Annotated in this window: 19 protein-coding genes; 8 read left to right on the forward strand and 11 right to left on the reverse strand. The window is 65.0% G+C overall.

Annotation, left to right across the window (positions count from 1 at the left end):
- Positions 1-69: 69 nt before the first annotated feature.
- From INQ42_RS04225 to INQ42_RS04235, 3 genes are all read left to right on the forward strand, one after another.
- Complete coding sequence (locus tag INQ42_RS04225) at positions 70-2,052, forward strand: OPT family oligopeptide transporter (RefSeq protein ID WP_194035283.1); 1,983 nt, start codon at positions 70-72, stop codon at positions 2,050-2,052.
- Positions 2,053-2,127: 75 nt separating this feature from the next.
- Entirely contained in the window at positions 2,128-4,218 is a 2,091-nt protein-coding gene (locus INQ42_RS04230) for a S9 family peptidase (protein WP_194035284.1), read from the forward strand.
- A gap of 76 nt (positions 4,219-4,294) precedes the next feature.
- Positions 4,295-5,542 (forward strand): DUF819 family protein, encoded by a 1,248-nt coding sequence (locus INQ42_RS04235; RefSeq protein ID WP_194035285.1) that lies wholly within the window; start codon positions 4,295-4,297, stop codon positions 5,540-5,542.
- Between the two features lie 52 nt (positions 5,543-5,594).
- Here the strand turns inward: INQ42_RS04235 and corA are convergent, their stop codons facing one another.
- The 5 genes from corA to INQ42_RS04260 form a co-directional block, all read right to left on the reverse strand.
- Positions 5,595-6,605, reverse strand: coding sequence for a magnesium/cobalt transporter CorA (gene corA / locus INQ42_RS04240; RefSeq protein ID WP_194035286.1), 1,011 nt, complete (start codon positions 6,603-6,605; stop codon positions 5,595-5,597).
- 2 nt (positions 6,606-6,607) lie between these two features.
- A complete protein-coding gene (locus INQ42_RS04245; RefSeq protein WP_194035287.1) occupies positions 6,608-7,837 on the reverse strand; it encodes a lipoprotein N-acyltransferase Lnb domain-containing protein in 1,230 nt (409 codons plus the stop codon).
- The gene (locus INQ42_RS04250) at positions 7,830-8,717 is read right to left on the reverse strand and encodes an HlyC/CorC family transporter (RefSeq protein ID WP_194035288.1); all 888 of its coding nucleotides are present in this window, start codon (positions 8,715-8,717) and stop codon (positions 7,830-7,832) included. Before INQ42_RS04250 ends, INQ42_RS04245 begins: the two co-directional genes overlap by 8 nt.
- Positions 8,718-8,802: 85 nt before the next feature.
- Positions 8,803-9,276 (reverse strand): rRNA maturation RNase YbeY, encoded by a 474-nt coding sequence (gene ybeY / locus INQ42_RS04255; protein ID WP_194035750.1) that lies wholly within the window; start codon positions 9,274-9,276, stop codon positions 8,803-8,805.
- Between the two features lie 35 nt (positions 9,277-9,311).
- Positions 9,312-10,298 (reverse strand): PhoH family protein, encoded by a 987-nt coding sequence (locus INQ42_RS04260; protein WP_194035289.1) that lies wholly within the window; start codon positions 10,296-10,298, stop codon positions 9,312-9,314.
- Between the two features lie 88 nt (positions 10,299-10,386).
- On the opposite strand from INQ42_RS04260, the gene INQ42_RS04265 reads away from it, so the two are divergent.
- Positions 10,387-12,096 (forward strand): amidohydrolase, encoded by a 1,710-nt coding sequence (locus INQ42_RS04265; protein ID WP_194035290.1) that lies wholly within the window; start codon positions 10,387-10,389, stop codon positions 12,094-12,096.
- Positions 12,097-12,131: 35 nt separating this feature from the next.
- Here INQ42_RS04265 and INQ42_RS04270 read toward each other — a convergent pair whose 3' ends face one another.
- The 6 genes from INQ42_RS04270 to miaB all read right to left on the reverse strand — a co-directional run bounded on the left by INQ42_RS04270 (position 12,132) and on the right by miaB (position 19,345).
- Positions 12,132-12,914, reverse strand: a complete 783-nt coding sequence (locus tag INQ42_RS04270; protein ID WP_194035291.1) for a c-type cytochrome — start codon at positions 12,912-12,914, stop codon at positions 12,132-12,134.
- Entirely contained in the window at positions 12,911-15,442 is a 2,532-nt protein-coding gene (locus tag INQ42_RS04275) for an MtrB/PioB family outer membrane beta-barrel protein (RefSeq protein ID WP_194035292.1), read from the reverse strand. Before INQ42_RS04275 ends, INQ42_RS04270 begins: the two co-directional genes overlap by 4 nt.
- A 14-nt stretch (positions 15,443-15,456) precedes the next feature.
- Complete coding sequence (locus tag INQ42_RS04280; protein WP_228064431.1) at positions 15,457-16,503, reverse strand: DmsE family decaheme c-type cytochrome; 1,047 nt, start codon at positions 16,501-16,503, stop codon at positions 15,457-15,459.
- A 130-nt stretch (positions 16,504-16,633) separates the two neighbouring features.
- Positions 16,634-17,317, reverse strand: coding sequence for a TetR/AcrR family transcriptional regulator (locus INQ42_RS04285; RefSeq protein ID WP_194035294.1), 684 nt, complete (start codon positions 17,315-17,317; stop codon positions 16,634-16,636).
- A 69-nt stretch (positions 17,318-17,386) separates the two neighbouring features.
- A complete protein-coding gene (gene azu / locus INQ42_RS04290) occupies positions 17,387-17,833 on the reverse strand; it encodes an azurin (protein WP_194035295.1) in 447 nt (148 codons plus the stop codon).
- Between the two features lie 114 nt (positions 17,834-17,947).
- On the reverse strand, positions 17,948-19,345 hold the full coding sequence (miaB, locus tag INQ42_RS04295) for a tRNA (N6-isopentenyl adenosine(37)-C2)-methylthiotransferase MiaB (protein WP_194035296.1): 1,398 nt from the start codon (positions 19,343-19,345) through the stop codon (positions 17,948-17,950).
- 171 nt (positions 19,346-19,516) lie between these two features.
- Here miaB and INQ42_RS04300 point away from each other — a divergent pair, with 171 nt between their 5' ends.
- From INQ42_RS04300 to INQ42_RS04315, 4 genes are all read left to right on the forward strand, one after another.
- Positions 19,517-20,407 (forward strand): lytic transglycosylase domain-containing protein, encoded by an 891-nt coding sequence (locus INQ42_RS04300; RefSeq protein ID WP_194035297.1) that lies wholly within the window; start codon positions 19,517-19,519, stop codon positions 20,405-20,407.
- 153 nt (positions 20,408-20,560) lie between these two features.
- A complete protein-coding gene (petA, locus tag INQ42_RS04305; protein WP_194035298.1) occupies positions 20,561-21,238 on the forward strand; it encodes a ubiquinol-cytochrome c reductase iron-sulfur subunit in 678 nt (225 codons plus the stop codon).
- A 3-nt stretch (positions 21,239-21,241) separates the two neighbouring features.
- Positions 21,242-22,501, forward strand: coding sequence for a cytochrome b (locus INQ42_RS04310; protein WP_194035299.1), 1,260 nt, complete (start codon positions 21,242-21,244; stop codon positions 22,499-22,501).
- 46 nt (positions 22,502-22,547) lie between these two features.
- Positions 22,548-23,279: a cytochrome c1 gene (locus INQ42_RS04315; protein WP_194035300.1), complete on the forward strand. Its 732-nt coding sequence runs from the start codon at positions 22,548-22,550 to the stop codon at positions 23,277-23,279.
- The last annotated feature ends 55 nt before the right edge of the window (positions 23,280-23,334 follow it).

Here is a 23,334-nt window from a genome sequence, read left to right on the forward strand (position 1 = left end):
GATTTTCAGGCTATCCTCCCCGGGTTGCGTTATCCACGGGCCACGCCCACTTCCCGACCGGAGCCGTCGATGAGTACTCCAGCACCCGTCCCCGCCCAGGCGCAACTGACCGTTCGTGCCGTGGTGCTGGCGATTGTCCTCGCGGTGATCCTGGCGGCGGCCAACGCCTACCTGGGCCTGTTTGCCGGGCTGACCATCGCCACTGCGATTCCGGCCGCGGTGGTCTCGATGGGTGTGTTGCGCCTGCTCGGCGGCGGCACGATCCTGGAAAACAACATCGTCCAGACCGGTGCATCTGCGGGTTCCTCGATCGCCGCGGGGGTGATCTTCACCATTCCCGCGCTGGTGATCATGGGCTACTGGCCCGACTTCAAGTACTGGTGGGTGCTGGGCATCGCCGGACTGGGCGGTCTCCTGGGCGTGCTGTTTTCGGTGCCGCTGCGGCGCTCGATGATCGTGGAGGATCCGCTGCCATTCCCAGAGGGGAAGGCGGCAGCGGAAGTGCTCAAGGCCGGTGACAATCCCGGCCCCGGCATGCGGATCCTTGCGATCTCCGGTGCGATCGGTGCGGTGGTGAAACTCGCCGCGACCAGCGGCCTGCGCCTGATTCCGGATACCTGGACCCAGTCCACCTATCTGGGCAGTTCCAACATCACCGCGTTCATCGGCACCAACCTCTCGCCGGCACTGCTGGGAGTGGGATACATCGTCGGTCTGAATGTCGGCATCGTGGTGTTGTCGGGCGCCGTCCTCTCCTGGCACATCGCAATCCCGCTGTACCAGGCGTTCTTCACGGGCACCGATCCGGGATTGGCGGCCTCGTTGGGGAATGCATCATCGGCTGACGCGGCGTTTGCCATCTGGGGCGCCAAGATCCGCTACCTGGGGGTCGGTGCGATGCTGGTCGGTGGTATCTGGACCCTGTTTTCGTTGCGAAAGTCGTTGCTCAACGGGGTCAAGAGCGGGTTCGCCGCGGCACGCAAGAGCACCGGACCGGCGCTGGCGGAAACCGAGCGCGACCTGCCGATGAAGTGGATGCTGATCGCGCTGGTGGTCTTCACCCTGCCGCTGCTGGCGCTGTACCAGATGATCGTCGGCCAGTGGCTGGTGAGTATCCCGATGACGATCATCATGATCGTTGCCGGCTTTCTGTTTGTCTCGGTGTCGGCGTATCTGGCCGGGCTGATCGGATCTTCCAACAACCCGGTGTCGGGCATCACCATCTCGACCATCCTGTTCGCATCGGCGGTGCTGGTCGTGCTGCTGGGTCCAAGTGGACTGGAGCCGGTGGGTGTGGGTGGCGCACCGTTGGGAGCGGTGGCTGCGATCATGATCGGCGCGGTGGTGTGCTGCGCGGCCGCCGTGGGTGGCGACAATCTGCAGGACCTGAAAGCCGGCTACATCGTCGGCGCGACGCCGTGGAAGCAGCAGTTGATGCTGGGCATCGGCGCCTTCTCGTGCGCCTTGATCATGGCGCCGGTGCTCAACCTGCTCGCCACCGCCTACGGCATCGGCGAGCCCACCCTCGAACACCCCAACGCGCTGGCGGCCCCGCAGGCGAACCTGATGGCATCCGTCGCCCGCGGCATGTTTGGCGGGGACCTGCCGTGGACCATGATCGGTATCGGCGTGGCGGTGGGCGCGGCGATCATCGCCTTCGACGAATGGCTGAAGGCCCGCGGCGCACGCTTCCGGGTGCCTGTCCTGGCTGCGGCCATCGGCATCTACCTGCCACTGGAACTGATGGTGCCGATCTTCCTGGGCGGCCTGCTGTCCTACGCCGTGGAGCGCTTCCACAAGGTTGGCCCGGATGACCATGAAGGCCGCGATCGCGTACACCGGCCGGGCGTGTTGTTTGCCGCGGGCCTGATCACCGGCGAGGCATTGATGGGCATCGCGATCGCCGTTCCCATTGTGCTCTCGGCCCGCGCGGACGTGCTTGCGCTGGCGGTCCAGGTGCCTGCCTCGCAGTGGATCGGGCTTCTGGTGCTGGCGCTCGTGGGCTGGTACCTCTATCGCACCGGTGTTCGCGCTCCCGCAACCGGGAGCTGACGGGACCTGACGGAAGCCGGCACCTCACATGCCAGCGCTGCCGCGCAGCGCCCAAGAACACAACAGGAGTTGTCCATGCGTATTTTCCCTGCTGCCCTGCCGCTGTTGCTGGTACTGGCGTCACCTGGCACCGCATTTGCCGCCGACGTGGCCGATCGTGGCCTGCAACCGCAGGATCTGGCGACGCTTGACCGCTTCGCTTCGCCCATCCTGTCGCCCGACGGCAGCCTGGTCGTGTTCGCCAGGACCGTCACCGACTATGACGCGAACAAATCGTCCACCTCCCTGTGGGTGCGCAACCTGCTGACCCGCGACCTGCGCCCACCTTCCCGGCTCACGCCGGAGGACTGGAACGTCAATTCCCCGGTGTTCGCACCCGATGGCAAAAACGTGTATTTCCTGAGCTCAAAGTCCGGTAGCTCCCAGCTGTACGCGATCGCCGCCAACGGTGGCAAGCCGCGGCAGATCAGCAAGTTTCCGCTGGATGTCGGGAGCTTCCTCATCTCTCCCGATGGCCGGCGCGTGGCCTTCAGCGTCGAGGCTTTCGTTGATTGCGGCAGTGACCTGGCCTGTACCAGGAAACGGGTCGACGAGCGCGAGGCGAGCCCCGCGACCGGCACCGTCTATGACCGGATGTTTGTGCGTCACTGGGATACCTGGAGCGATGGGCGCCTGAACCGTGTGTTCGTCGCTGATCTCCCGACCGCACGCGGGACGGTCACCACGGCCACCGCGATCGCTGGCGATGTCATCGGCAACGTGCCCTCCAGGCCATTCGGCGACAACGGCGATTACGCGTGGTCGCCGGACGGCAAATCCCTGGTGCTCAGCGCCCGCAAGGCCGATCGCACCGAGCCGTGGTCGACCAACTTCGACCTCTATCAGGTCAACGCCGACGGCAGTGGCGCGGCACGCAACCTCACCGCCGACAATCCGGCCACCGACTCGGGGCCGGTGTTCAATGCCGACGGCAGCAAGCTGTTCTACCGCGCGATGAAGCGCCCCGGCTTCGAGGCCGACCGTTATGGGGTGATGGAGCTGGACATGGCCAGCGGGCAGCGTCGCGAGATCGCGCCCAAGTGGGACCGTTCCGCCGACAGCATCGCCGTGTCCGCTGATGGCCGCACCTTGTACGTCACCGCGCAGGACGTGGGCGAGCATCCGCTCTTTGCTCTCGACGTGGCTGATGGAGCGGTGTCCCGCATCGCGGCAGAGGGCAGCATCGGTTCGGTCCAGGTCGCCGGCGAGACCCTGGCCTTCACCCGCAACAGCCTGACCAGCGGCAACCAGGTGGTTACCGGCAGCACCGACGGAAGTTTCGAGCGGGCGATCACCCCGGATGCCGGCGAGCTGTTGCCTCAGGTGAAGTTCGGCGAGTTCGAGCAGTTCAGCTTTCCAGGCTGGAACCGCGAAACCGTCCATGGCTATGTGCTCAAGCCATGGAACTACGAGGAGGGCAAGCAGTACCCGGTCGCCTTCCTGATCCACGGCGGTCCGCAGGGCAGTTTCGGGAACAGCTGGAGCACGCGCTGGAACCCGCAGACGTACGCTGGGCAGGGCTACGCGGTCGTCATGATCGACTTCCACGGATCCACCGGCTACGGCCAGACCTTCACCGACGCGATCAGCCAGCACTGGGGCGACCGGCCGCTGGAAGACCTGCAGAAGGGCTGGAAGGCCGCGCAACAGAAATATGCGTTCCTGGACGGAAGCAACGCCTGCGCACTGGGCGCGAGCTACGGCGGCTACATGGTCAACTGGATCGCCGGCAACTGGCACACGCCCGCGTCGGGCGCCTGGAAGTGCCTGGTCAACCACGACGGCGTGTTCGACACCCGCATGATGGGCTTCGTCACCGAGGAGCTGTGGTTCACGGAATGGGAGAACGGCGGCAGCCCGTGGGACAAGGGCGCGAACCATGAGAAGTTCAACCCCAGCCGCCACGTCGACAAGTGGCGGGTACCGATGCTGGTGGTGCATGGCCAGCAGGACTTCCGCATTCCGGTCAGCCAGGGCCTTGGGGCATTCACCGCGCTGCAGCGGCGCGGGATCGAGTCCAAGTTCCTGTACTTCCCCGACGAGAACCACTGGGTGCTCAAGCCGCACAACTCGGTGCAGTGGCATGACACCGTCAATGGCTGGCTGAAAGCGCATCTGGCTCCTTAAGCCGTATGTGCGACGGCCGCGGTGCTTGCCGCCGCGGCCGGTTTTTCGATGCCTGTAATTTTTCCGGAGTTCCACGATGCCTGACGCAAGCACCGCACTGATCACCGACGACGCCGTCGTCCTGGGGCTGCTTGCGGTCACGTTGGGGGCGGTGTTCTGGACCGCCTCGCGTCCGGGCGGGTTCTGGAAAAAGTTCTACAACATCGTGCCGGCGCTGCTGGTCTGTTACCTCGTCCCCGCCCTCTACAACAGCTTTGGCCTGATCGACGGGGCGGCTTCGGGCCTGTACCCGATGGCGCGCGATTACCTGCTGCCCAGCGCGCTGGTGCTGTTCTGCGTGGCGATGGACATCGGCGCGATCCTGCGGCTGGGACCCAAGGCGGTGATCATGTTCCTGACCGGCACCGTCGGGGTGGTCATAGGGGCGTGGGTCTCGTTCTGGGCAATGGGCCTGATCCATCCCGAAACCGTGGCCGGGGAAACCTGGCGCGGCATGACGACGGTGGCTGGAAGCTGGATCGGCGGCGGTGCCAACCAGGCGGCGATGAAAGAGGTCTTCGAGGTCGAGCCGACGCTGTTCGGCCAGTTCATCGCGATCGACGTGATCGTGGCCAACCTCTGGCTCGCGGTCCTGCTGTTCCTCGCGCCGCGCGCGGACGCATTTGACCGCTGGGTCAACGCCGATACCTCGGCCATCGAGAGCCTGAAGCAGCAGATCGCCAGCTACCAGGCCGAACACGCCCGCATCCCAAGCATGGCGGACTTCATGCTGATCTTCGCAATCGCGCTGGGCATCACCGGTCTGTCGCACTTCCTGGCCGCGCCACTGGTGGAGTGGGTACGTTCGCTGCCGCTGGAATGGCGGCTGCAGGATTACAGCCTGGATTCGCGCTTCTTCTGGATCGTGGTGTTCGCCACGACCTTCGGCGTGCTGCTCAGCTTCAGCCGCGCCCGCCAGCTGGAGGGTGCCGGTGCGTCCACGATCGGGTCGGTGTTCCTGTACGTACTGATCGCGACGATCGGCATGCAGATGGACCTCAAATCGCTGGCGGACAGGCCGACGCTGCTGGCACTCGGGGTGATCTGGATAGCGGTGCACGCGGTGCTTCTCATCGGCGTTGCCAAACTGATCCGCGCGCCGCTGTTCTTCCTCGCCGTCGGCTCGCAGGCCAATATCGGGGGTGCGGCGTCGGCGCCGGTCGTGGCGAGTGCCTTCCATCCATCACTGGCCCCCGTCGGCGTGTTGCTCGCGGTGGTCGGGTACGCCCTGGGCACGTATTTCGCCTATCTCACCGGCATCGGCCTGCAGTTCATGGCCGGCTGACCAGGACTTTCCTGGTCGGACGTGCCTGGCATGCCTGCTTGACCTGTTTCGGCTAGAGCCAGCCAGAGCGCTTGAACGCGCGATACAGGGCGAAGACGCCGCCTGCTACCAGCGCCGCGAGCAAGGGGTAGCTCCAGCGACCCTGCAACTCGGGCATCACCGCGAAGTTCATTCCGTACCAGCCCGTCACCAGCGTGGGTACGGCAAGCAGTGCCGCCCATGCACCCATGCGCTTGACCACCTCACCCTGGCGCACCGTGACCAGCGCGAGGTTGACGTTGACCGCGGCAGTGAGCATTTCGCGCAGGGTGTCGGTGTTCTCGTTGATGCGTACCGCGTGGTCCAGCACGTCGCGGAAATACAGGCGCATCTCCTCGTCGATCAGGTCGGCGCGCGGGCGGGCGAGATGGGACAGCACGTCCTGCAGCGGCGCCACCGCCAAGCGCAGGCGGGTCAATTCCCGCTTGAGATCGTAGAGTTTCTGCACCGTTTGCTTGTCGAACTCGTCGGCGAAGATGTCGGTCTCCAGTGCGTTGAGCGCGTTGCCGAACTCATCCACGATCGGCAGGAGGCGGTCCACGACCATGTCGAGCACGACGTAGAGGGCCGCCGCCGGTCCGTGCTTGAGCAGTTCCGGCTCGCGCTCCATTCGGGCGCGCGCGTCGCCGTAGCTGCTGGAGACACCATGGCGGACGGTCACCAGGTAGCGCGGACCGATGAAGAGGTGCGTCTCACCAAAATTGATCGAACCCTCCATGTTCTGCGCCGTGTGCAGCGCAATGAACAGGGAATTGCCGTAGGTCTCGATCTTTGGCCGCTGGTGCGCGTTGCGCGCATCCTCGATCGCCAGGTCGTGCAGACCGAATTCTTCCTGCAGTTTGTTCAGCACGCGGCTGTCGGGTTCGTAAAGGCCGACCCAGACGAAACTGCCGTCATCCACATCAAGCACGTCGCTGATCGAATCCAGATCAATGTCGCGTCGCTCGCCGTCGGCCGAATACGCGGCGCAGTTCATCACGCTGGCCGGCAGGCTCACGCGTGGAGGTTGCGAGGGTGCAGGCATCGTCAATGTTCCGTCCGCGCGCGCTTGCGCAAACCGAGCATCAGGCCGAGGTGGATGGGCAGCAGGAGCACGATCCAGTGGCCGTTCTGTTGGGGAAGTGACTGCAGCCAATGGGTGAACAGGGCGATGATGGCCAGCACGGGCATCGCCTGCAGGAGGATGTCGAACCAGCGGCCCGCCGCGCGGCCCCGTGCCAGACGCCAACCACCGGGCAGCAGCCCCCATGCCAACGGGCTCATCAGCAGCAGGTTGTAGTTGGCCCATCCAAAGCGGTGCGCGGTGGCGAACCATATGAAAAGCATCAGCGCGCCAAGCACGCCTGAAATCATCCAGAACGGCAGCGCCAGGCCGGCAACGGGACGTGGCCGGACGCGTCCGGTCAAGGCGAGCGCGCCACCGATGATCCCTCCGGCCAGCAGCCACAGCCACCAGCGCCGGGGGGTTGCCACGGGCTCCGGATCAAGGCGGTGGGGCAGCAGCTCCAGTTCTTCCACGACCAGCGGCGCGCCGTCAGGACTGTGCGCGTCGCGCAGCGATGCAGCCAGGCGCATGGGTACGAATGCGTCGCCCCAGTTTGACAGTGGCTGGTCTGCGGCCGGACCAAGGCCAAGATCGAAACCCAGCCACATCCAGAAGTCCGGAGAGGCCAGGCGAGTAGCTTCGCTGCGGAAGGTGTCCCCGCGCGACCCACCCATCTGCCGCGCAAGCCCACCATCGAGCGCCAGGTCGAGTGCGTCGCGCACGCGCGTCGAGCAGTTGTCGAGGAAGTAGTCGTAGCGGTAGTGCGCATTTTCGGGGCGTGCGTTCTCGGCCAGCGCCGCTGCCAGCTCCGCTGCATCCGCGGGATCCAGATCGAGCCATTGCAGGCTGACGCCGCGGCCTACATCGCCGTAGTAGGACAGGTCATCCTGCAGCGGCAAGGCGACCAGCTGGTAGCTCATCTCGCCGCGGATGAACCTCGCGATGAAGTCCGGTTCGCTCGGGTCGAAGTAACCGAAGTTGTAGGAAATCGCGGTGTCGTCCGCCGGGTCTTCCACCAGGATTGCGTTGTGGCCGAAGCGCTCGAAGAAGATTTCCCCGGGCTGCATCGTCACCACGCCGATCCGTGGACTCGCAGCGGCGGTGAACGCGCACAGCATGAGCGCGATCAGCGACAGCAGGGCCGGTATGCGGTTGGCGAGGGACGCGGCCGAGGACGCCCGGCGCGAGGGCGGGGCACCCGCCTCAGGCATCGCCGAGCACGCTGACGTGGAAGGTGTGCACGCGGCGCGCATCGGCACTTGCGACACGGAACACGAAGCGTCCCAGCATCAGTTCCTCGCCCGCTTCGGGCAGGTGGCCGATCGCGGCAATCACCAGCCCGCCGATGGTGTCGTATTCGTCGTCGTCGAAATCGGCACCGAAGTGGTCGTTGAAATCTTCGATCGGTGCCAGTGCGTCGACGATGAAGTGCCCGTCGGCCTGGGCCGATATCAGCGCGTCGGGGTCCTCTGCTTCGTCGTGTTCGTCGTCGATGTCGCCGACGATCTGCTCCAGCACGTCCTCGATGGTCAGCAGGCCGGCCACGCCGCCGTGTTCGTCGATGACGATGGCCATGTGGTTGCGGGACTGGCGGAACTCGCGCAGCAGGATGTTCAGCCGCTTGGACTCGGGAATCAACACCGCCGGCCGCACCAGCGCGTGCAGGCTGGGTGCGCCATTGTCGGCGACCACGCCCTGCAGCAGGTCCTTGGCCAGCAGGATGCCTATGATCTGGTCCTTGTCCTCGCCGTGCACGGGGAAGCGCGAATGGCCCGACTCGACCACCTGCTCCACCAGCGCCTGGAAGGGCATGTCCGCCGGCAGCATCACCATCTGCGAGCGCGGAATCATGACATCGCCCACGCTGAGGTCGGAGATCGCGATCGCGCCCTCCATCATCGTCAGGGTGTCGGCTTCAATCAGCCCGTCGGACTGGCAGTCGCGGAGAAGCTCGAGCAGATCCTCGCGTGAGGTGGGCTCGCCGGACAATGCGGAACTGATGCGCTCGAACCAGGATCGGCGCTTGTCATTGCGATCCGGCGTCTCGTGCGCGGAGGCGGAGGTGGAAGTACTACTGTCGTCCTCGGACATTGCTCGCATTCGGGATACGCCCGGGGGATGGACGTCAGCGCGAGTCTAACGCATGCCATCGTCGCGGCTGCGTCATTTGACGGCGCTAATCTCCAGCCAGATAGGGGTCTGAGATATCCAGGGTGGCGAGGATCTCGCGCTCCAGCTGCTCCATGCACTCGGCCTCGCGCTCGTCCTCGTGGTCCCAGCCCAGCAGGTGCAGGATGCCGTGAACGGTGAGGTGGGCGAAGTGGGCGTTGAGCCGCTTGTTCTGCTCGGCGGCCTCGCGCGCGACCACGGGCGCACAGATCACCAGGTCCCCCAGCAGCGGCAACGTGACCCCTTCCGGCAGGTCCGCCGGGAAGCTGAGCACGTTGGTCGGGTATTCCTTGCCGCGGTAATGGCGGTTGAGCGCCAGGCCTTCGCGGTCGTCCACCAGGCGGATCGCCAGGTCGGCTTCACGTATGCGACCGTCCAGCGCAGCCGCCGCCCAGCGCCGGAAGCTGCGGGCGGCGGGAAGCCCGCGCCGCGGCAGTCCGTAGCTGATGGAGACCTCGAGAATGGTGGGACCCAGTGTCATCGCCATGGATTCTGATCGGTTCGATCCTGATCGCTTCAGGTGTTGCCAGCGTCGCCGGCTTCGCGCGCGTCGCGCGCCTCGTACGCATTGACGATGCGCGCAACCAGCGGATGCCGCACGACATCATGTGATTCAAAAAACGTGAAACTCACTTCCTCCACTTCGCGCAATACCTCCACCGCATCCTTCAAGCCCGACTTGACGTGTTTCGGCAGGTCGTTCTGGGTCAGGTCGCCGGTCACTACCGCCGTGCTGCCGTAGCCGATCCGGGTCAGGAACATCTTCATCTGCTCGATGGTCGTGTTCTGCGCTTCATCGAGGATCACATACGCATCGTTAAGCGTGCGTCCGCGCATGTACGCCAGCGGCGCGATCTCGATGACGTTGCGCTCCAGCAGCTTGAGCACCTTCTCCACACCGAGCATCTCGTAGAGCGCGTCATAGAGCGGCCGCAGGTACGGATCGACCTTCTGCGACAGGTCGCCCGGCAGGAAGCCCAGCTTCTCGCCCGCCTCGACCGCAGGGCGCACCAGCACCAGTCGCTGTACGCGGGATTCGTTGAGCGCCTCCACCGCGCTGGCCACCGCCAGGAAGGTCTTGCCGGTGCCGGCGGGGCCGATGCCGAAGTTGATGTCGTTGGTGGCGATGGCGTGCAGGTACTTCTGCTGGTTCGCCCCGCGCCCGCGTATCGTCCCGCGCTTCACCCGGATAACCACTTCCTGCGGCTCCACATCCGCCTCCGCCGCGCGCGGTGCGTCGCTGCCGGAAAGCGCGAGGTGGATGGCGTGCTCATCCAGAGTGTCCTCCTCGGCCTCTTGCCAAAGTTGGCGCAGCACCTTCTCGGCCGTGCGCACTCCCGCCTTGGCGCCGGTGAGGCGGAATACGTTGCCGCGGTTGGCGATCTCCACCCCGGTACGCAGCTCGATCATGCGCAGGTGGGCGTCGAAGGGGCCGGCCAGATTGGCCAGGCGTTCCACGCCGGGTGGGTCCAGTGCAAACTCGGAAACAGTCGGTGGCGCCATGGGATCAAGGTCCTGCGGGGGCTGGTCAGCTTGCACCGGCGGTCGTCTTTTCGCAAAGTGGCAGGATTCATCCAGCAAGGGGCACGACATGCGGGCATTGGACGCGATCCAGGGGAAACTGTTGGTCGCCGCCATTGCGGCGTGCGTGTTGCCATGGGCCCCAGCCAATGCGGCGCAGACGCGCGCCGACTCGGCGGATATCACGGTGCTGGTGGCCGGTCGCATCCACACCATGGATGCAGCGCGTCCGCGCGCGCAGGCCATGGCATTCGACGGTGAAGGCCGGATCCTCGCCGTGGGCACGCGCGAGGCTGTGCAAGCGGAGTTTCCCAACGGCGCTTTGCTGGATGTCGGACCGACCACGGTGGTACCGGGCCTGATCGATGCCCACGGGCACGTGGCCGGGCTGGGTCTGAACGCGATGCGTGCTGATCTCGCCGGAACCACGAGCAAGGATGAGGCCGTACGGCGATTGCGCGATTTCGCCGCCGATCTGCCGCCGGGCACCTGGTTGCTTGGACGTGGCTGGGACCAGAATCGGTGGACGGAAAAGCAGTTCCCCTCGGCCCGGGACCTGGACGCGCTGTTCCCTGACCGCCCGGTCTGGCTGCGCCGGGTGGACGGGCATGCTGCCTGGGCCAACAGCGCGGCGCTGGCCCTGGTCGAGCGTGACCTGAGCGGCGACTGGCAGCCCGACGGCGGCAGGATCGAGCGCGACGTCCAGGGCCAGCCGACCGGCATCTTCATCGACGAGGCCATGGCGTTGGTCGATGCCCAGGTGCCCGAGCTGGAGGATGAAGTGGCATCGCGGGCGCTGGCGCTGGGCATGCAAGCGGCTGTCGCGCACGGCTTGACCGGCGTCCACGATGCCGGCGTGTCGCTGTCGACGTTGAAGCATTACCAGCAACTGGCCGACCGCGGCGAGATGCCCATTCGGGTATACGCGATGGCCGACGGCGACGGCGAAGCACTCGAAATGCTCTGCCGTGACGGCCTCTACGCGCACCCGGGCGGCCGCCTGCAGATGCGTGCCGTGAAGGTATTTGCGGACGGCGCACTGGGCAGTCGCGGCGCGGCATTGCTGGCCGATTACAGCGACGATCCGGGCAATCGCGGTCTGATGCTGGCATCGGAGCAGCAGTTGGCCAAGGTCACGGCCAAGGCCGAGCGCTGCAATGTGCAGGTCGCTACCCATGCGATCGGTGATCGCGGCAACCGGGCCGTGCTGGATGCCTACGCCGCAGCCCTCGCCAACAAGGTGGGTTCCGATCACCGCTGGCGGATCGAGCATGCGCAGGTTTTGGCCGCCACGGACCTGCCGCGCCTGGGGAGGATGGGTGTGGTCGCATCGATGCAGCCGACCCACGCCACCAGCGACATGGCCTGGGCGGGGGACCGACTGGGCCCGGAAAGGATCCAACATGCCTACGCCTGGCGCGAATTACGCGACAGCGGTGCGCGTCTCGCGCTGGGCTCGGATTTTCCGGTGGAGTCGGTCGATCCGCGCCTTGGCCTTTACAGCGCCACCACCCGTGCGGACGCCGACGGCGCGCCCGCAGGCGGCTGGCAGCCCGAGGAGAAGTTGACCGCCTTCGAGGCGCTGCGTGGATTCACGCTGGATGCGGCGTATGCGGGCTTCGACGAGGACGCGATCGGCAGCCTCGAAGTCGGCAAGCGGGCAGACTTTGTCGTGCTGGCAGAGGATCCGCTGCAGATCGAGCCGCGGCAGTTGCGCGAGCTGACGGTGCTGGGAACTTACGTTGACGGCGAGGCCGTGTACATCGGCAGGGTCGAGTAAACCGCATCGTAGTACCGGCGCTCGGCGCTCGGCGGTTACCTAATCGGTGGCGAGGTCGGTGTGGGGCTGGCGCCGATCTGCAGGCTTGAAAGCCAGCCGGCGACGGCCTGGATCGCGTCATCATCCAGCGTTTCGGCCACGCCTGTCATGACGAAGCCCGACGTCGAGTCGTCCATGTCTCCATCCCGATAGCCGGCCAGTTTGGTCTGCAGATAGCCGTAATGCTGGCCACGCAGGGCAGGGTAGGCGGCGTAGGGAGCCTGGCCGCCCGGCAGAATACGGTGCGCTGCGGCGGGACCTCGGGCATCGGCGCCATGACACCCCTGGCAGGCGGGAATGCCGCGGGCAGGATCGCCGGCCAGATACAGTTGCTTGCCTTTGTGCAGCAGCGCCGGAGTCAGGTCGCCAGCGGGCTCCTCGTCTCCGGCAGGTACTGCGGATGGGACAGGAAGCGATGCGTAGTACACGGACAGATCGCGCATGTCCTGTTCCGACAGGTCGGCGACCAGCGGCGTCATCGGCGACGGGTTCACGCCGCGCTTGTAGCGGATCAGCTGCCAGTACATGTAGTCGGCTGAAAGACCGGCCAGATTCGGAAATTCGGTAACCACGGCGATGCCATCGGGCCCATGGCAATTGGCACAGATCTGGGTTTTTTCCCTGCCTGCTGCCGCGTCGCCGCTGATGAGCTCCACCCGACGCAGATCGAGAAAAGGCAACTCCGGTGAATCGGTGTTGCCATCGTCCCCGCTCTGCGCCGGCAGAAGCGGTGTGTACAAAAGTGCCGCCACAGCGAGGATTATCCCGCGCATCTTCATAGCCGCACCTCCACCATCGCCCCGAACATGTTGACGCCATAATCCATCGGCCCACCGTCGGTGTAGACGCGGTGGTCGTAGACGCGGGTCTGGTCGAAGCCCAGGTAGTGCCAGTCCGACAGCCGGGCGCGCTCATAGGTATTGAACAGGCGCAGTCCGACGCGCTGGTTGATCGGAATCGACAGCGACAGGCTCAGCGCATTGGAGCGATAGATCATCGGCGGGTAGGCACCCGTCGCGCTCGCGACGAGTTGCGGATAGGCAAGCGCGTCTGCGGAGGCGAAGTCATAACGGGTCATGCCGCGCGTGTAGGTCCAGTTCCATGACGCATCAAGTCGCGCCCGGCCGATCGATTGGGACCAGTTGGCACCGGCATAGTGGTTGCGCTGCTTGTCGTTGGTGCTCCAGCGGCCGCTGTCTGGATAGGTCGGGCCGCCGAGGTTTGGATCGGCCGTGATGGCCACGTCGTTGGCGTTGGCAAAGCCCAGTTCCGATTCGTCATAGCCGTACCATGCGCCGGCCACCTTTCCCGCGGCCGGTTGCCATTCCCACTGCACGCTGGTTCCGAGGGTGTCGAGTTTTTGCCGTCCAACGCGCGCGTCGTAGTCGTTCCAGTTGCCACGGATGGTGCCGCTGAGAGTCATCTGCCGCGGCAGGGCTGCGGTCGCCATTACGCTGAGTTTGTGCTGCTCGCGCTCACCCACGTCGTACTTGCGAAGATGCGCGATGGTATGTGCGGCGTTGCCGCCCGGCGGCGTGACATAGCCGGGCAGGTCCATTGAAAACGTGAATTCGTAAGGGTTGTACTGGTAATCGTTACCGGAGCGATCGAGGAATGAATAATTCGCGCGGACGTTGAGCCAGTCGATCGCGCGATTGGTCCAGCTGAGGTCGAGCACGTTGTCGCGCGTGGTCGCGAACTCGCGATGGGTGCGTTCGGTCCGGGTAAACGTGAAACCCGCGCCGAGGGTGTTCTTGCTGTTCGGACGCCAGGTGAGGGCCGTAGCCGCCTCCCAGATTTCCTTGTCCAGCGGAAGGTTGCGCACCCGGGTCGGGACCGATGCATTCGGCCCGGGGCCCCAGACGCCCATTTCGCCCGGCACCACGCTGCCCTGGGCACCATTCTCGGCGATGTAGCCGTACTGGCCGGTCAGCGGGTTATATGCCCAGTAGGTTCCCGAATAATCCTGGCGGTGGAACTTCGCGGTGTTCTGCCAGCTCAGGTTGTTGCCCGGCTGGAGCACCCAGCGCAGATCCAGCCTCTGCGTATTGAACGCCAGATCGGCCTTCTGTTGCGACAGCGATGCCGTGGTGTTCCAGTCGGCGCAGTCGTAGAGAAAGCCCGGAATCGGGATGCCGATCTGGCCCTGGCAGTTGGTGGGCGGCAGGAGACGGTCGGACTGCCGCGACGTGCCGAATGCGGCCTTCACCGAGAAATCGCCCTGCCACCGTGTCCGCCTGCTCAGGGTCGCGGAGACGTGGTGGTAATCGTTGTCGGGCTCATAGGAAAACTGCCCGAGCGGGATCTGCGGGGTAACCACTCCGGGGACGACCGCCCACGTGCTGAGGGGAATCTCGTAGTCGAAGCCGGTATAGGCGTTGCGGAAGAAGGATCCCGAATAGCTGAACTGCATCCGCCAGTCCTTGCCGACAAAACGCAGTCCGGCGTTCACGTTGACCGTGCTGTCGTCGACCGGTCGCGGAATCTCGTAGATGCCGCCGTTGTCGGGGAACGGGAAGTTGAAGAAGAACGGCCCGCCGAACGGGCGCGCTCCTTCGCGCGATTCATGGCTGGCATTGAAAGTCGCGACCCACTGACGGGTCAGCAGGTACTCGATCCCGAGTCCCTGTTTGTCGCGCACCACTTTGAGCGTCTCCAGCGGTTGGGCGGCTGACACCTGGCTGACCTGGGCGGAGGTGCTGCCATTGACCGTGAGTCCGTCCTTCAAGGTCAGATGCCTGCTGCCGACGCCGTCCCAGATTGATCGCGCGTTGCCGCTAAGCACGTTTGGCTGGGAGCGAACGAACGCCTGCACCCTGAATTTCCCGGCCTGGCCGAATACGCCGCGGTAGTACTGGCTGTCCGCGCCGATCCGGTTGGCCCGGAATTCCGCATAGCGTCCCTGATCGCGGCGCACCCAACGAAAGTCGGCGGCGAGGACGAAGCCGTCCTCCCAACTGCTGAATCGTCGCCACTGGGCGTTGGTCTCGTCGCCGTTGAGGTGCAGGTAGCCAAGCGAGAAGATCCCGCCCCCGTGCCAGATATTTTCCGACCCGGTGTCAAGTCCGTAGGGTGCCGGGACGCATCCATACGAATGGCCGGTGGGCGTACGCTTCGCATCGCCAGCCAGCCACGTCATTCCTGCGCGGTCACATTGCCTCGCCCACAGGCCTGCCGGATCCAGCTCGCTCCCGAACTGCAGGTCGATGCCGGTCCCACTGCTCTGCGCGTGCGCGGCAGGCGGAGCACCCAGCCACAGTGCAAGTCCGGCCAATGCCAGCAGCAGTGCTCTTGGATGTCCGTGCATGGCGCGGCCCTCCCTTACTTGTGGAGTCGTGGTCCGGATGGATTGTTGGAACCGTGGATCTGCGCGTGACAGGAAAGGCAGCCGCGGCCCATCAGACGCTCGTCAGGTGCGGCGCCGGTCCCCAGCGACTGCGCGGTGAGCAGATCGTTGGGATGCCGCACGTGCGAGTGGCACTGCTGGCACAGCATGGGCACCGGCGCGACCAGCAGCGCGTGCTGGTTGGAGCCGTGAGGTGTATGGCAGTTCAGGCAGTTGTCGCGTACGGGCGCGTGCTCGAACAGGAACGGGCCACGTTTTTCCGCGTGGCACTGGTAACAGGTCTCGTTGACCGTGTCGGTCTTGATAAGCGCGTTGTTGAATCCGCCGTGCGGGTTATGGCAATCCACGCAGGCCATCTGCCCTTCAGGCAATGGCATGTGGGACCGGCGGTTGAACTGCTGGCGGATATCGGTGTGGCAGGTGGCGCATGTCTCGTTGATCGAGGGCTTGGCCATCAGGCCTTCCGCCGACAGCCGGGCCATCGGATTGTGGCAGTCACTGCAAGACAGCTCGTTGCGCTGGTGCACTGAGCCGGTCCACTGGTCACGCGGGCCGCCGGAATGGCACCCCAGGCAAGTGGCGGTCTGGGTCTCGATGGGGCTGCCGCCTTCATGGCTGAAGGCGATGATCAGGCCCTTGGCGGTGGGATCCTGCGCATGCCTGGAGCCCGGGCCATGGCAGGTCTCGCAAGTGGGGGTCTGGGGATCGGCAGCCTCGGCGACCTGCATGCCCAGCGCGTGGGTTGTGTGGGCGAAATTCTGTGCTTCGCGGGAGTGGCAGGCGGTGCACGTGGCCGCTCCGATCGGCGTCGCATCCATGGCCAGCGGGTTGTTGGCAACCCTCGCACCGGCGAAGCCCGGTGGAACATCGAAGCCGTGGGCCGCGACCGGACCGTCGCTGCCAAAGTGCGTGGAAGGGAGTCGATGCGGGTTCTCGGCGCTCACACTTTGGGCCGCGACGGGAGCCCGCCAGCCGGCCATGACGAGTGCAGCGATCGCTACTGCCACGAGGGTCAGGAACATGCGCATCGAATTCCACCTTTACTGGCGCGCCGCATCGCGGCGGTTGGCTCGCGTAATCAGAATTACAGCCTAACCATAAAGGCAACATTCAGCTTTCGTCAATCGCAAAAACTGCCCTGCGGGCCAAGGCTCAGCGGGGCAGGGCGCCATAGAGAAAGGTATCAACGCCTGCGAGGGCCGCTTTTACCGCCTCGCCGATATCGGGCGTCCCCAGGTGTCCGCTGGACATCCGCAGCACCAGATCGCCGGTCATCAGCATTCCCAACTGCTGTGCCGCGACATCCGCTCCTTGCGGAAGGACCAGGGCCCCGGTGTCCCTGTGGTGGCGCAGATAACCCGCCAGCAGCTGGTTGTTGGGAACCACGGCGTGGTCGAAATACCAGTCGCGCAGCGCCGGAAACGCCGGGCCCTCGCCAACGATCAACCGATGGAGCACTTGCGATTCGGGCGACAGCATCGCCTCCACGAAGTGCTTCGCCAAGCGATGCAAGCCTTCGTCGGCCGGCAGCGTGGTCAGGCAGACGTCGTGGAAGACGAGGGTGAAGCGATCGGCCTGGCGCTCGATGATGGCGTGTGCGAGGCCTTCCTTGTTGCCGAAGGCAGCGTAGAGGGTCGACAGCGAGCCTCCTGCGAGGCTGACGATGTCGCTCAGGCGCGCCTGGCGGTAGCCCTTCTCCAGGAATATCCGGGTCGCAGCCTCGACGAAGCGGTCCACCCGCTGCTCGCCGCGTTTGCGCAGCCCGGCGCTCGCCCGCGAAAGCGACGCCGGCGGCGGAGCGCTGCGGCCTGTTGGAGGCACGACTGGAGAGTTCATGTTGGCTGGCCGGTCATCTCGACTGGCCGCCGGGGCATCGACAAATCGGGTCTGGTCACGGGAAACCGCTTACGGGGTGAGTTTGATCGCACCCTTCATCATCGCCGAATGCCCCGGGAAGCTGCAGAAGAACGAGTAAGGCGCATCCGCCAGCTTCGCAGGGTCAAAGCTCACGGACGTGGTCTCGCCGCCTCCGATCAGCTTGGAATGCGCGATCACGCGGGAGTCGCCAGCCTTGACGTAATCGGCATCGATTCCTGCTTTCATGCCATCGGCGTCGATTCCCTTCATGTCGGCCGGTTTGGCAATCACCACGTTATGCCCCATCACGTTCCTGGGCAGCTTGCCGGTGTGTTTGAGATTGATGGTGAATGACTTGCAGGACTTGCTGACGTCAATCTCGGAGAGGTTGTATTTCATCGCGTCGGTGCCTTCCAGATCCACCGAACAGGTGGCGGCCCATGCCGAGGGCGCGGCCAGCGACAAAACCATTGCGAGGGCGAGGGGACGGATCATGACGGTTTCCTTTCACGTCGAGATGGCGGGAGTGCCACCTCGGGCAGCTAGCGTAACGCCAATTACATTGCTGTCGGATGAAGCCGGGCTGCGGGACCGTCTGGCTTCAGCGCCTCAGATCTCCGCCACCCTTCCGCGCAGCGAGTTGGCCATCACTTCGGTCACCACGATGTCGACGAACTGGCCGATCATCGCCGGATCGCCGGCGAAGTTGACCGAACGCATGTTCTCGGTCTTGCCGGTCAGCTCGTTGGCATCGCGGCGCGAGCGTCCTTCCACCAGCACCCGCTGGGTGCTGCCGAGCATCGATTCGCTGATCCGTCGCGCGTTGTCGTTGATCGCCGCCTGCAGGCGGGCCAGCCGCGCATGCTTTTCGGCGTCGGTCGTGGTGTCCTCCAGGTCCGCCGCCGGCGTCCCGGGACGGCGCGAGTAGACAAACGAGTAGGACTGGTCGAACCCGACGTCCTCGATCAGCTTCATCGTCTTCTCGAAGTCGGCCTCGGTCTCGCCGGGAAAGCCGACGATGAAGTCCGAGGAGATCGAGATGTCCGGTCGCACCGCGCGCAGCTTGCGGATCTTCTGCTTGAACTCGAGTGTGGTGTAGCCGCGCTTCATCGCCGCCAGGACGCGGTCGCTGCCGGCCTGAACCGGCAGGTGCAGGTAGTTGGCCAGCTCCGGGACGTCGCGGTAGGCCTCCACCAGCGAGTCGGAAAACTCCAGCGGGTGCGAGGTGGTGAAGCGGATCCGCTCGACGCCGTCCATCTGGGCGATCGTCCGCACCAGCAGGCCGAGGTCGGCGATCTCCGCCTGGCCGTCCTCGCCGATGATCGCGCCGGCATAGGCATTCACGTTCTGGCCCAGCAGGTGGATCTCGCGCACGCCTTGCGCCGCGAGCTGGGCGACTTCCACCAGCACGTCCTCAAACGGCCGGCTGACCTCTTCGCCACGGGTGTAGGGCACGACGCAGAAGCTGCAGTACTTGCTGCAGCCTTCCATGATCGACACGTACGCCGACGGCCCTTCAGCCCGCGGCTCGGGCAACCGGTCGAACTTCTCGATCTCCGGAAAGCTGATGTCGACCTGGGGCAGGCCGGACTCGCGCCGGTCGCGGATCAGCTCGGGCAGGCGATGCAGGGTCTGTGGCCCGAACACCAGGTCCACGTAGGGCGCGCGTTTCACTATCGCCTCGCCTTCCTGGCTGGCCACGCACCCGCCCACGCCGATCAACACCGCCTTGCCATCCTTCTTCAGCGACTTCCAGCGCCCCAGTCGGCTGAACACCTTGTCCTGCGCCTTCTCGCGGATCGAGCAGGTGTTGATCAGGATCACGTCCGCGTCGGCCGCGTTGGCGGTCAGCTCCAGCCCGTCGGACGCGGCGAGGACGTCGGCCATCTTCGCCGAGTCGTACTCGTTCATCTGGCAACCGTGCGTCTCGATGAACAATTTGCCGCGCGGCGCAGTGGACGCAACGGGTTCTTCGGTGATCGGGCTTGAGGTCGTGGAATCGGTCATGGCGGTCCGGGACCGGCGCGGAATTGGCTTCAGAACCGCAAAGCCTGGCGCCCGCGTCGGGCCTCTAAAAAGAAGGAATGCGTCAGTCTAACGGCCGAAGAGCGCGAAGGGTGTCGCGTTTTCGCTAGCGCACACTTGGCAAAGACGTCGTGAAAGGTGAAACTCCCGTTCATGAGGGGGTCAAGTCTAGTCATCGGTCTGGCGTTCGCGCTGGCCGCAATTCCTGCCTTTGCGGGCAGCGTGTACCGCTGTGAGGCGCCCGACGGGACGCGCAGCTATGTCAGCAAGCGCATTCCAGGCGCGCAGTGCCGCGCCGTCAGTACTGACCCGGCTCCGCCGCGCGCATCGGCACCGGCCATCGCCAGCCACGCACCAGCCCGGCCCGCTATCAGCGCCCCGGCGACCCCCGCCCCGGATCCTTCTGCTCCGGCGACATTCCTCACCAATGCCGCGCCTGTCAGTACGGTGAAAGCCGGCGCTGGCAGCTCGCGCACGGTGCAGGGGCAGGTCTACTCCTACATCAAGGATGGCGTGCGTCATTACACCAGCACGCGGCCCAGGGGTGTGGCGAGTGCAGGACAGGTGCGGACGATTGCCTACAGCTACGTGGAAACCTGCTTTGCCTGTGGCGCAGCGAAGGGTGTCAACTTCGGCAACGTTCGCTTGAACCGCGAGGCATACCGCGACGAGATCGCCGCTGCGGCCAGCTCGCACGGCATCGACGAGGCGATCGTGCGCGCGATCATCCATGCCGAGTCGGCGTTCAATCCCAACGCGCTGTCCCGGGTCGGCGCGCAGGGCCTGATGCAGCTGATGCCGGCCACGGCACGCCGCTTCAAGGTCAGCAATGCGTTTGATGCGGGCCAGAACATCCAGGGCGGGGTGGAATATCTCGCCTGGCTGCTGAAGCGCTTCGACGGCAACCTGACCCTGGCTGCTGCCGGCTACAACGCAGGCGAAGGCGCGGTCGACAAGTACAAGGGCGTTCCGCCTTACAGCGAGACGCAGCGCTACGTCCAGCGCGTGGGTGTATTGGCCGAGCGCTACCGCGCAACCAATTGAGCTTTGTACGCACCGGGTCCGGGTGGTGGGCGCTTTCGATTGTCGGGCTGTTCATCCATCCGTTACACTTCCACGTCTTTATGAGCCGCCAGCCGTCGTCAGTGGTGCGGGGTGCGCGGTGGAACGTCGATTACCAGCTTTGCGGAGTGCCGGATGACCAACCCAGGGGTCAATGATCCTCAACATGCGCCTGTCGGTGATCCCGTCGGCAAACCCGTCTACGAGCCCGTCAACAAGGGTCGTCGCCGGTTCCTGACCGCGACCACGGCCGTTATCGGCGCTGTAGGCGCCGGCGTCGCCGCCGTGCCTTTCATCAAGTCGTGGAACCCCAGCGAGCGGGCGAAGCAGGCGGGTGCACCGGTGACCGTTGACATCACCCCGCTCGAGGCCGGTCAGCGCCTTGTGCGCGAGTGGCGTGGCCAGCCGATCTGGATCGTGCGTCGCAGCGAGGCGATCCTGGAGGCGCTGCCGACCCTGGATGACCATCTGCGTGATCCCATGTCGGAGAACCCCGACCAGCAGCCGGAATACGTGCTGGAAGAGTTCCGCGAGCTGCGCTCGATCAAGCGTGAGGTCTCCGTGCTGGTAGGCCTGTGCACGCACCTGGGCTGCTCCCCGGAGATGAAGGCGGAAATCCGCCCCGAACCCTTCGACACGGCCTGGAAAGGCGGCTATTTCTGCCCTTGCCACAAGTCCAAATTCGACATGGCCGGGCGCGTGTACGAGGGCGTTCCGGCACCGACGAACCTGCTGGTGCCGCCGCATTTCTATGCCGACGACAACACCATCGTGATCGGCCTCGATCCCTCTTCCAACCAGGGAGCAGCCTGAGCCATGGCGAACATCTTCACCCGCAGCGCCAATGGCGTGATGGACTGGGTCAACGAGCGCGCGCCCGGCATGATGCCGGTGTACCGCAAGCACATGACCGAGTACTACGCGCCGAAGAACTTCAACGTCTGGTACTACTTCGGCGTGTTGGCGATGGTGGCGCTGGTCAACCAGATCCTCACCGGCGTCTTCCTGACCATGCACTACAAGCCCAGTGCCGCCGAGGCGTTCTCCTCGGTCGAGTACATCATGCGCGACGTGGAGTGGGGCTGGCTGATCCGCTACATGCACTCCACGGGTGCATCGCTGTTCTTCATCGTCGTGTACATCCACATGTTCCGCGGGCTGATGTACGGCTCGTACCGCAAGCCGCGCGAACTGGTGTGGATCCTGGGAATGCTGATCTACCTGGTCCTGATGGCCGAAGCTTTCATGGGCTACGTACTGCCGTGGGGCCAGATGTCGTTCTGGGGCGCCAAGGTGATCATCTCGCTGTTTGGCGCGATTCCGGTGATCGGCCCTGAGCTGACCGAGTGGATCATGGGCGACTACCTGCCCTCCGATGCCACCCTGGGCCGGTTCTTCGCCCTGCATGTGATCGCTTTGCCGCTGGTGCTGTTGCTGCTGGTCGTGCTGCATCTGGGTGCGCTGCACGAAGTCGGCTCGAACAACCCCGACGGCGTGGACATCAAGAAGGGCCCCAAGGGCAACCGCTGGGATGCCAACAAGCCCGCGGACGGTATTCCGTTCCATCCGTATTACACCGTCCACGACCTCGTCGGGATCGGCTTCTTCCTGATGGTCGCGGCGTTCATCATCTTCTTCGCGCCGGCCTTCGGTGGCTGGTTCCTGGAGCACGACAACTTCGTCGAGGCCAACCGCCTGGTGACGCCGGAGCACATCAAGCCGGTCTGGTATTACACCCCGTTCTACGCGATGTTGCGGGTCATCCCCGACAAGCTGGGTGGCGTGATGGTCATGTTCGGTGCAATTGCGATCCTGTTCGCGGTGCCGTGGCTCGACCGCAGCAAGGTCAACTCGGTCCGCTACAAGGGCTGGATCACCAAGGCGATGCTGACCATGCTGGTGGTGTGCTTCATCTGGCTGGGCAAGATCGGCGCCGGTCCGGGTACCGACCCGGTGGAGACGCAGATCGGTCGGGTGCTGACCTTCCTGTACTTCGCGTTCTTCATCACGATGCCGCTGTGGACGAAGATCGACAAAACCAAGCCGGTGCCAGAGCGGGTGACGACCCATGAGTAGTCCGTCGATCTCCCTTACTGCGCGCTCTACCACGGTCAAATCGAACATGGTTGCCAAAGTTGCCCTCTTCTTCGCCGGCCTGCTGGTGTCGGCCGCCGCTTTCGCCGCCGGTGGCGGCGCGCTGCAGCAAGCAGACACCGATCTCAACGACCGCGGGTCGCTGCAGCGCGGTGCCAAGCTTTACCTGAACTACTGCGCCGGCTGTCACTCGTTGAAGTACCTGCGCTATTCGCGCATGGCGACCGACCTGGGCCTGACCGAAGACGAGGTAATGGAAAACCTCGTGTTCACCGATGCCAAGTTTGGCGACCACATCGAAACCGCCATGCCCGCGGCAGGCGCCACCGAGTGGTTCGGCAATGCACCGCCGGATCTGAGCGTCATTTCCCGCGTGCGCGGTGCGGACTGGCTGTATACCTACCTGAAGTCGTTCTATCTGGATGAGACGTCGGCGCTGGGCTGGAACAACAGCCTGTTTCCAAACGTGGCCATGCCCAACCCGCTGTGGGAGATGCAGGGCCTGCAGCACGCGGAATATGGCGCGGCGGATGCCACCGGCGCCCGCGCGATCACCGGTTTGACGGTGACCCAGCCCGGCACGATGGACGCCAAGGAGTTCGACCAGTCTGTACGCGACATCACAGCATTCCTCGAGTACGCCGGAGAGCCGGCAATCCTCAAGCGCCCGGGTATCGGCGTGTGGGTGATCCTGTTTCTTGCGGTGTTCACGTTCTTCGCCTGGCTGCTCAACAGGGAGTACTGGCGGGACGTGCACTGACAGTAGTTGGGGCCGTGACGACTGTCCACGCTGGGTGGTCAGCGTCTTGCGTCCG

This window comes from Lysobacter avium (assembly GCF_015209745.1).
GTDB classification, from domain to species: domain Bacteria; phylum Pseudomonadota; class Gammaproteobacteria; order Xanthomonadales; family Xanthomonadaceae; genus Novilysobacter; species Novilysobacter avium.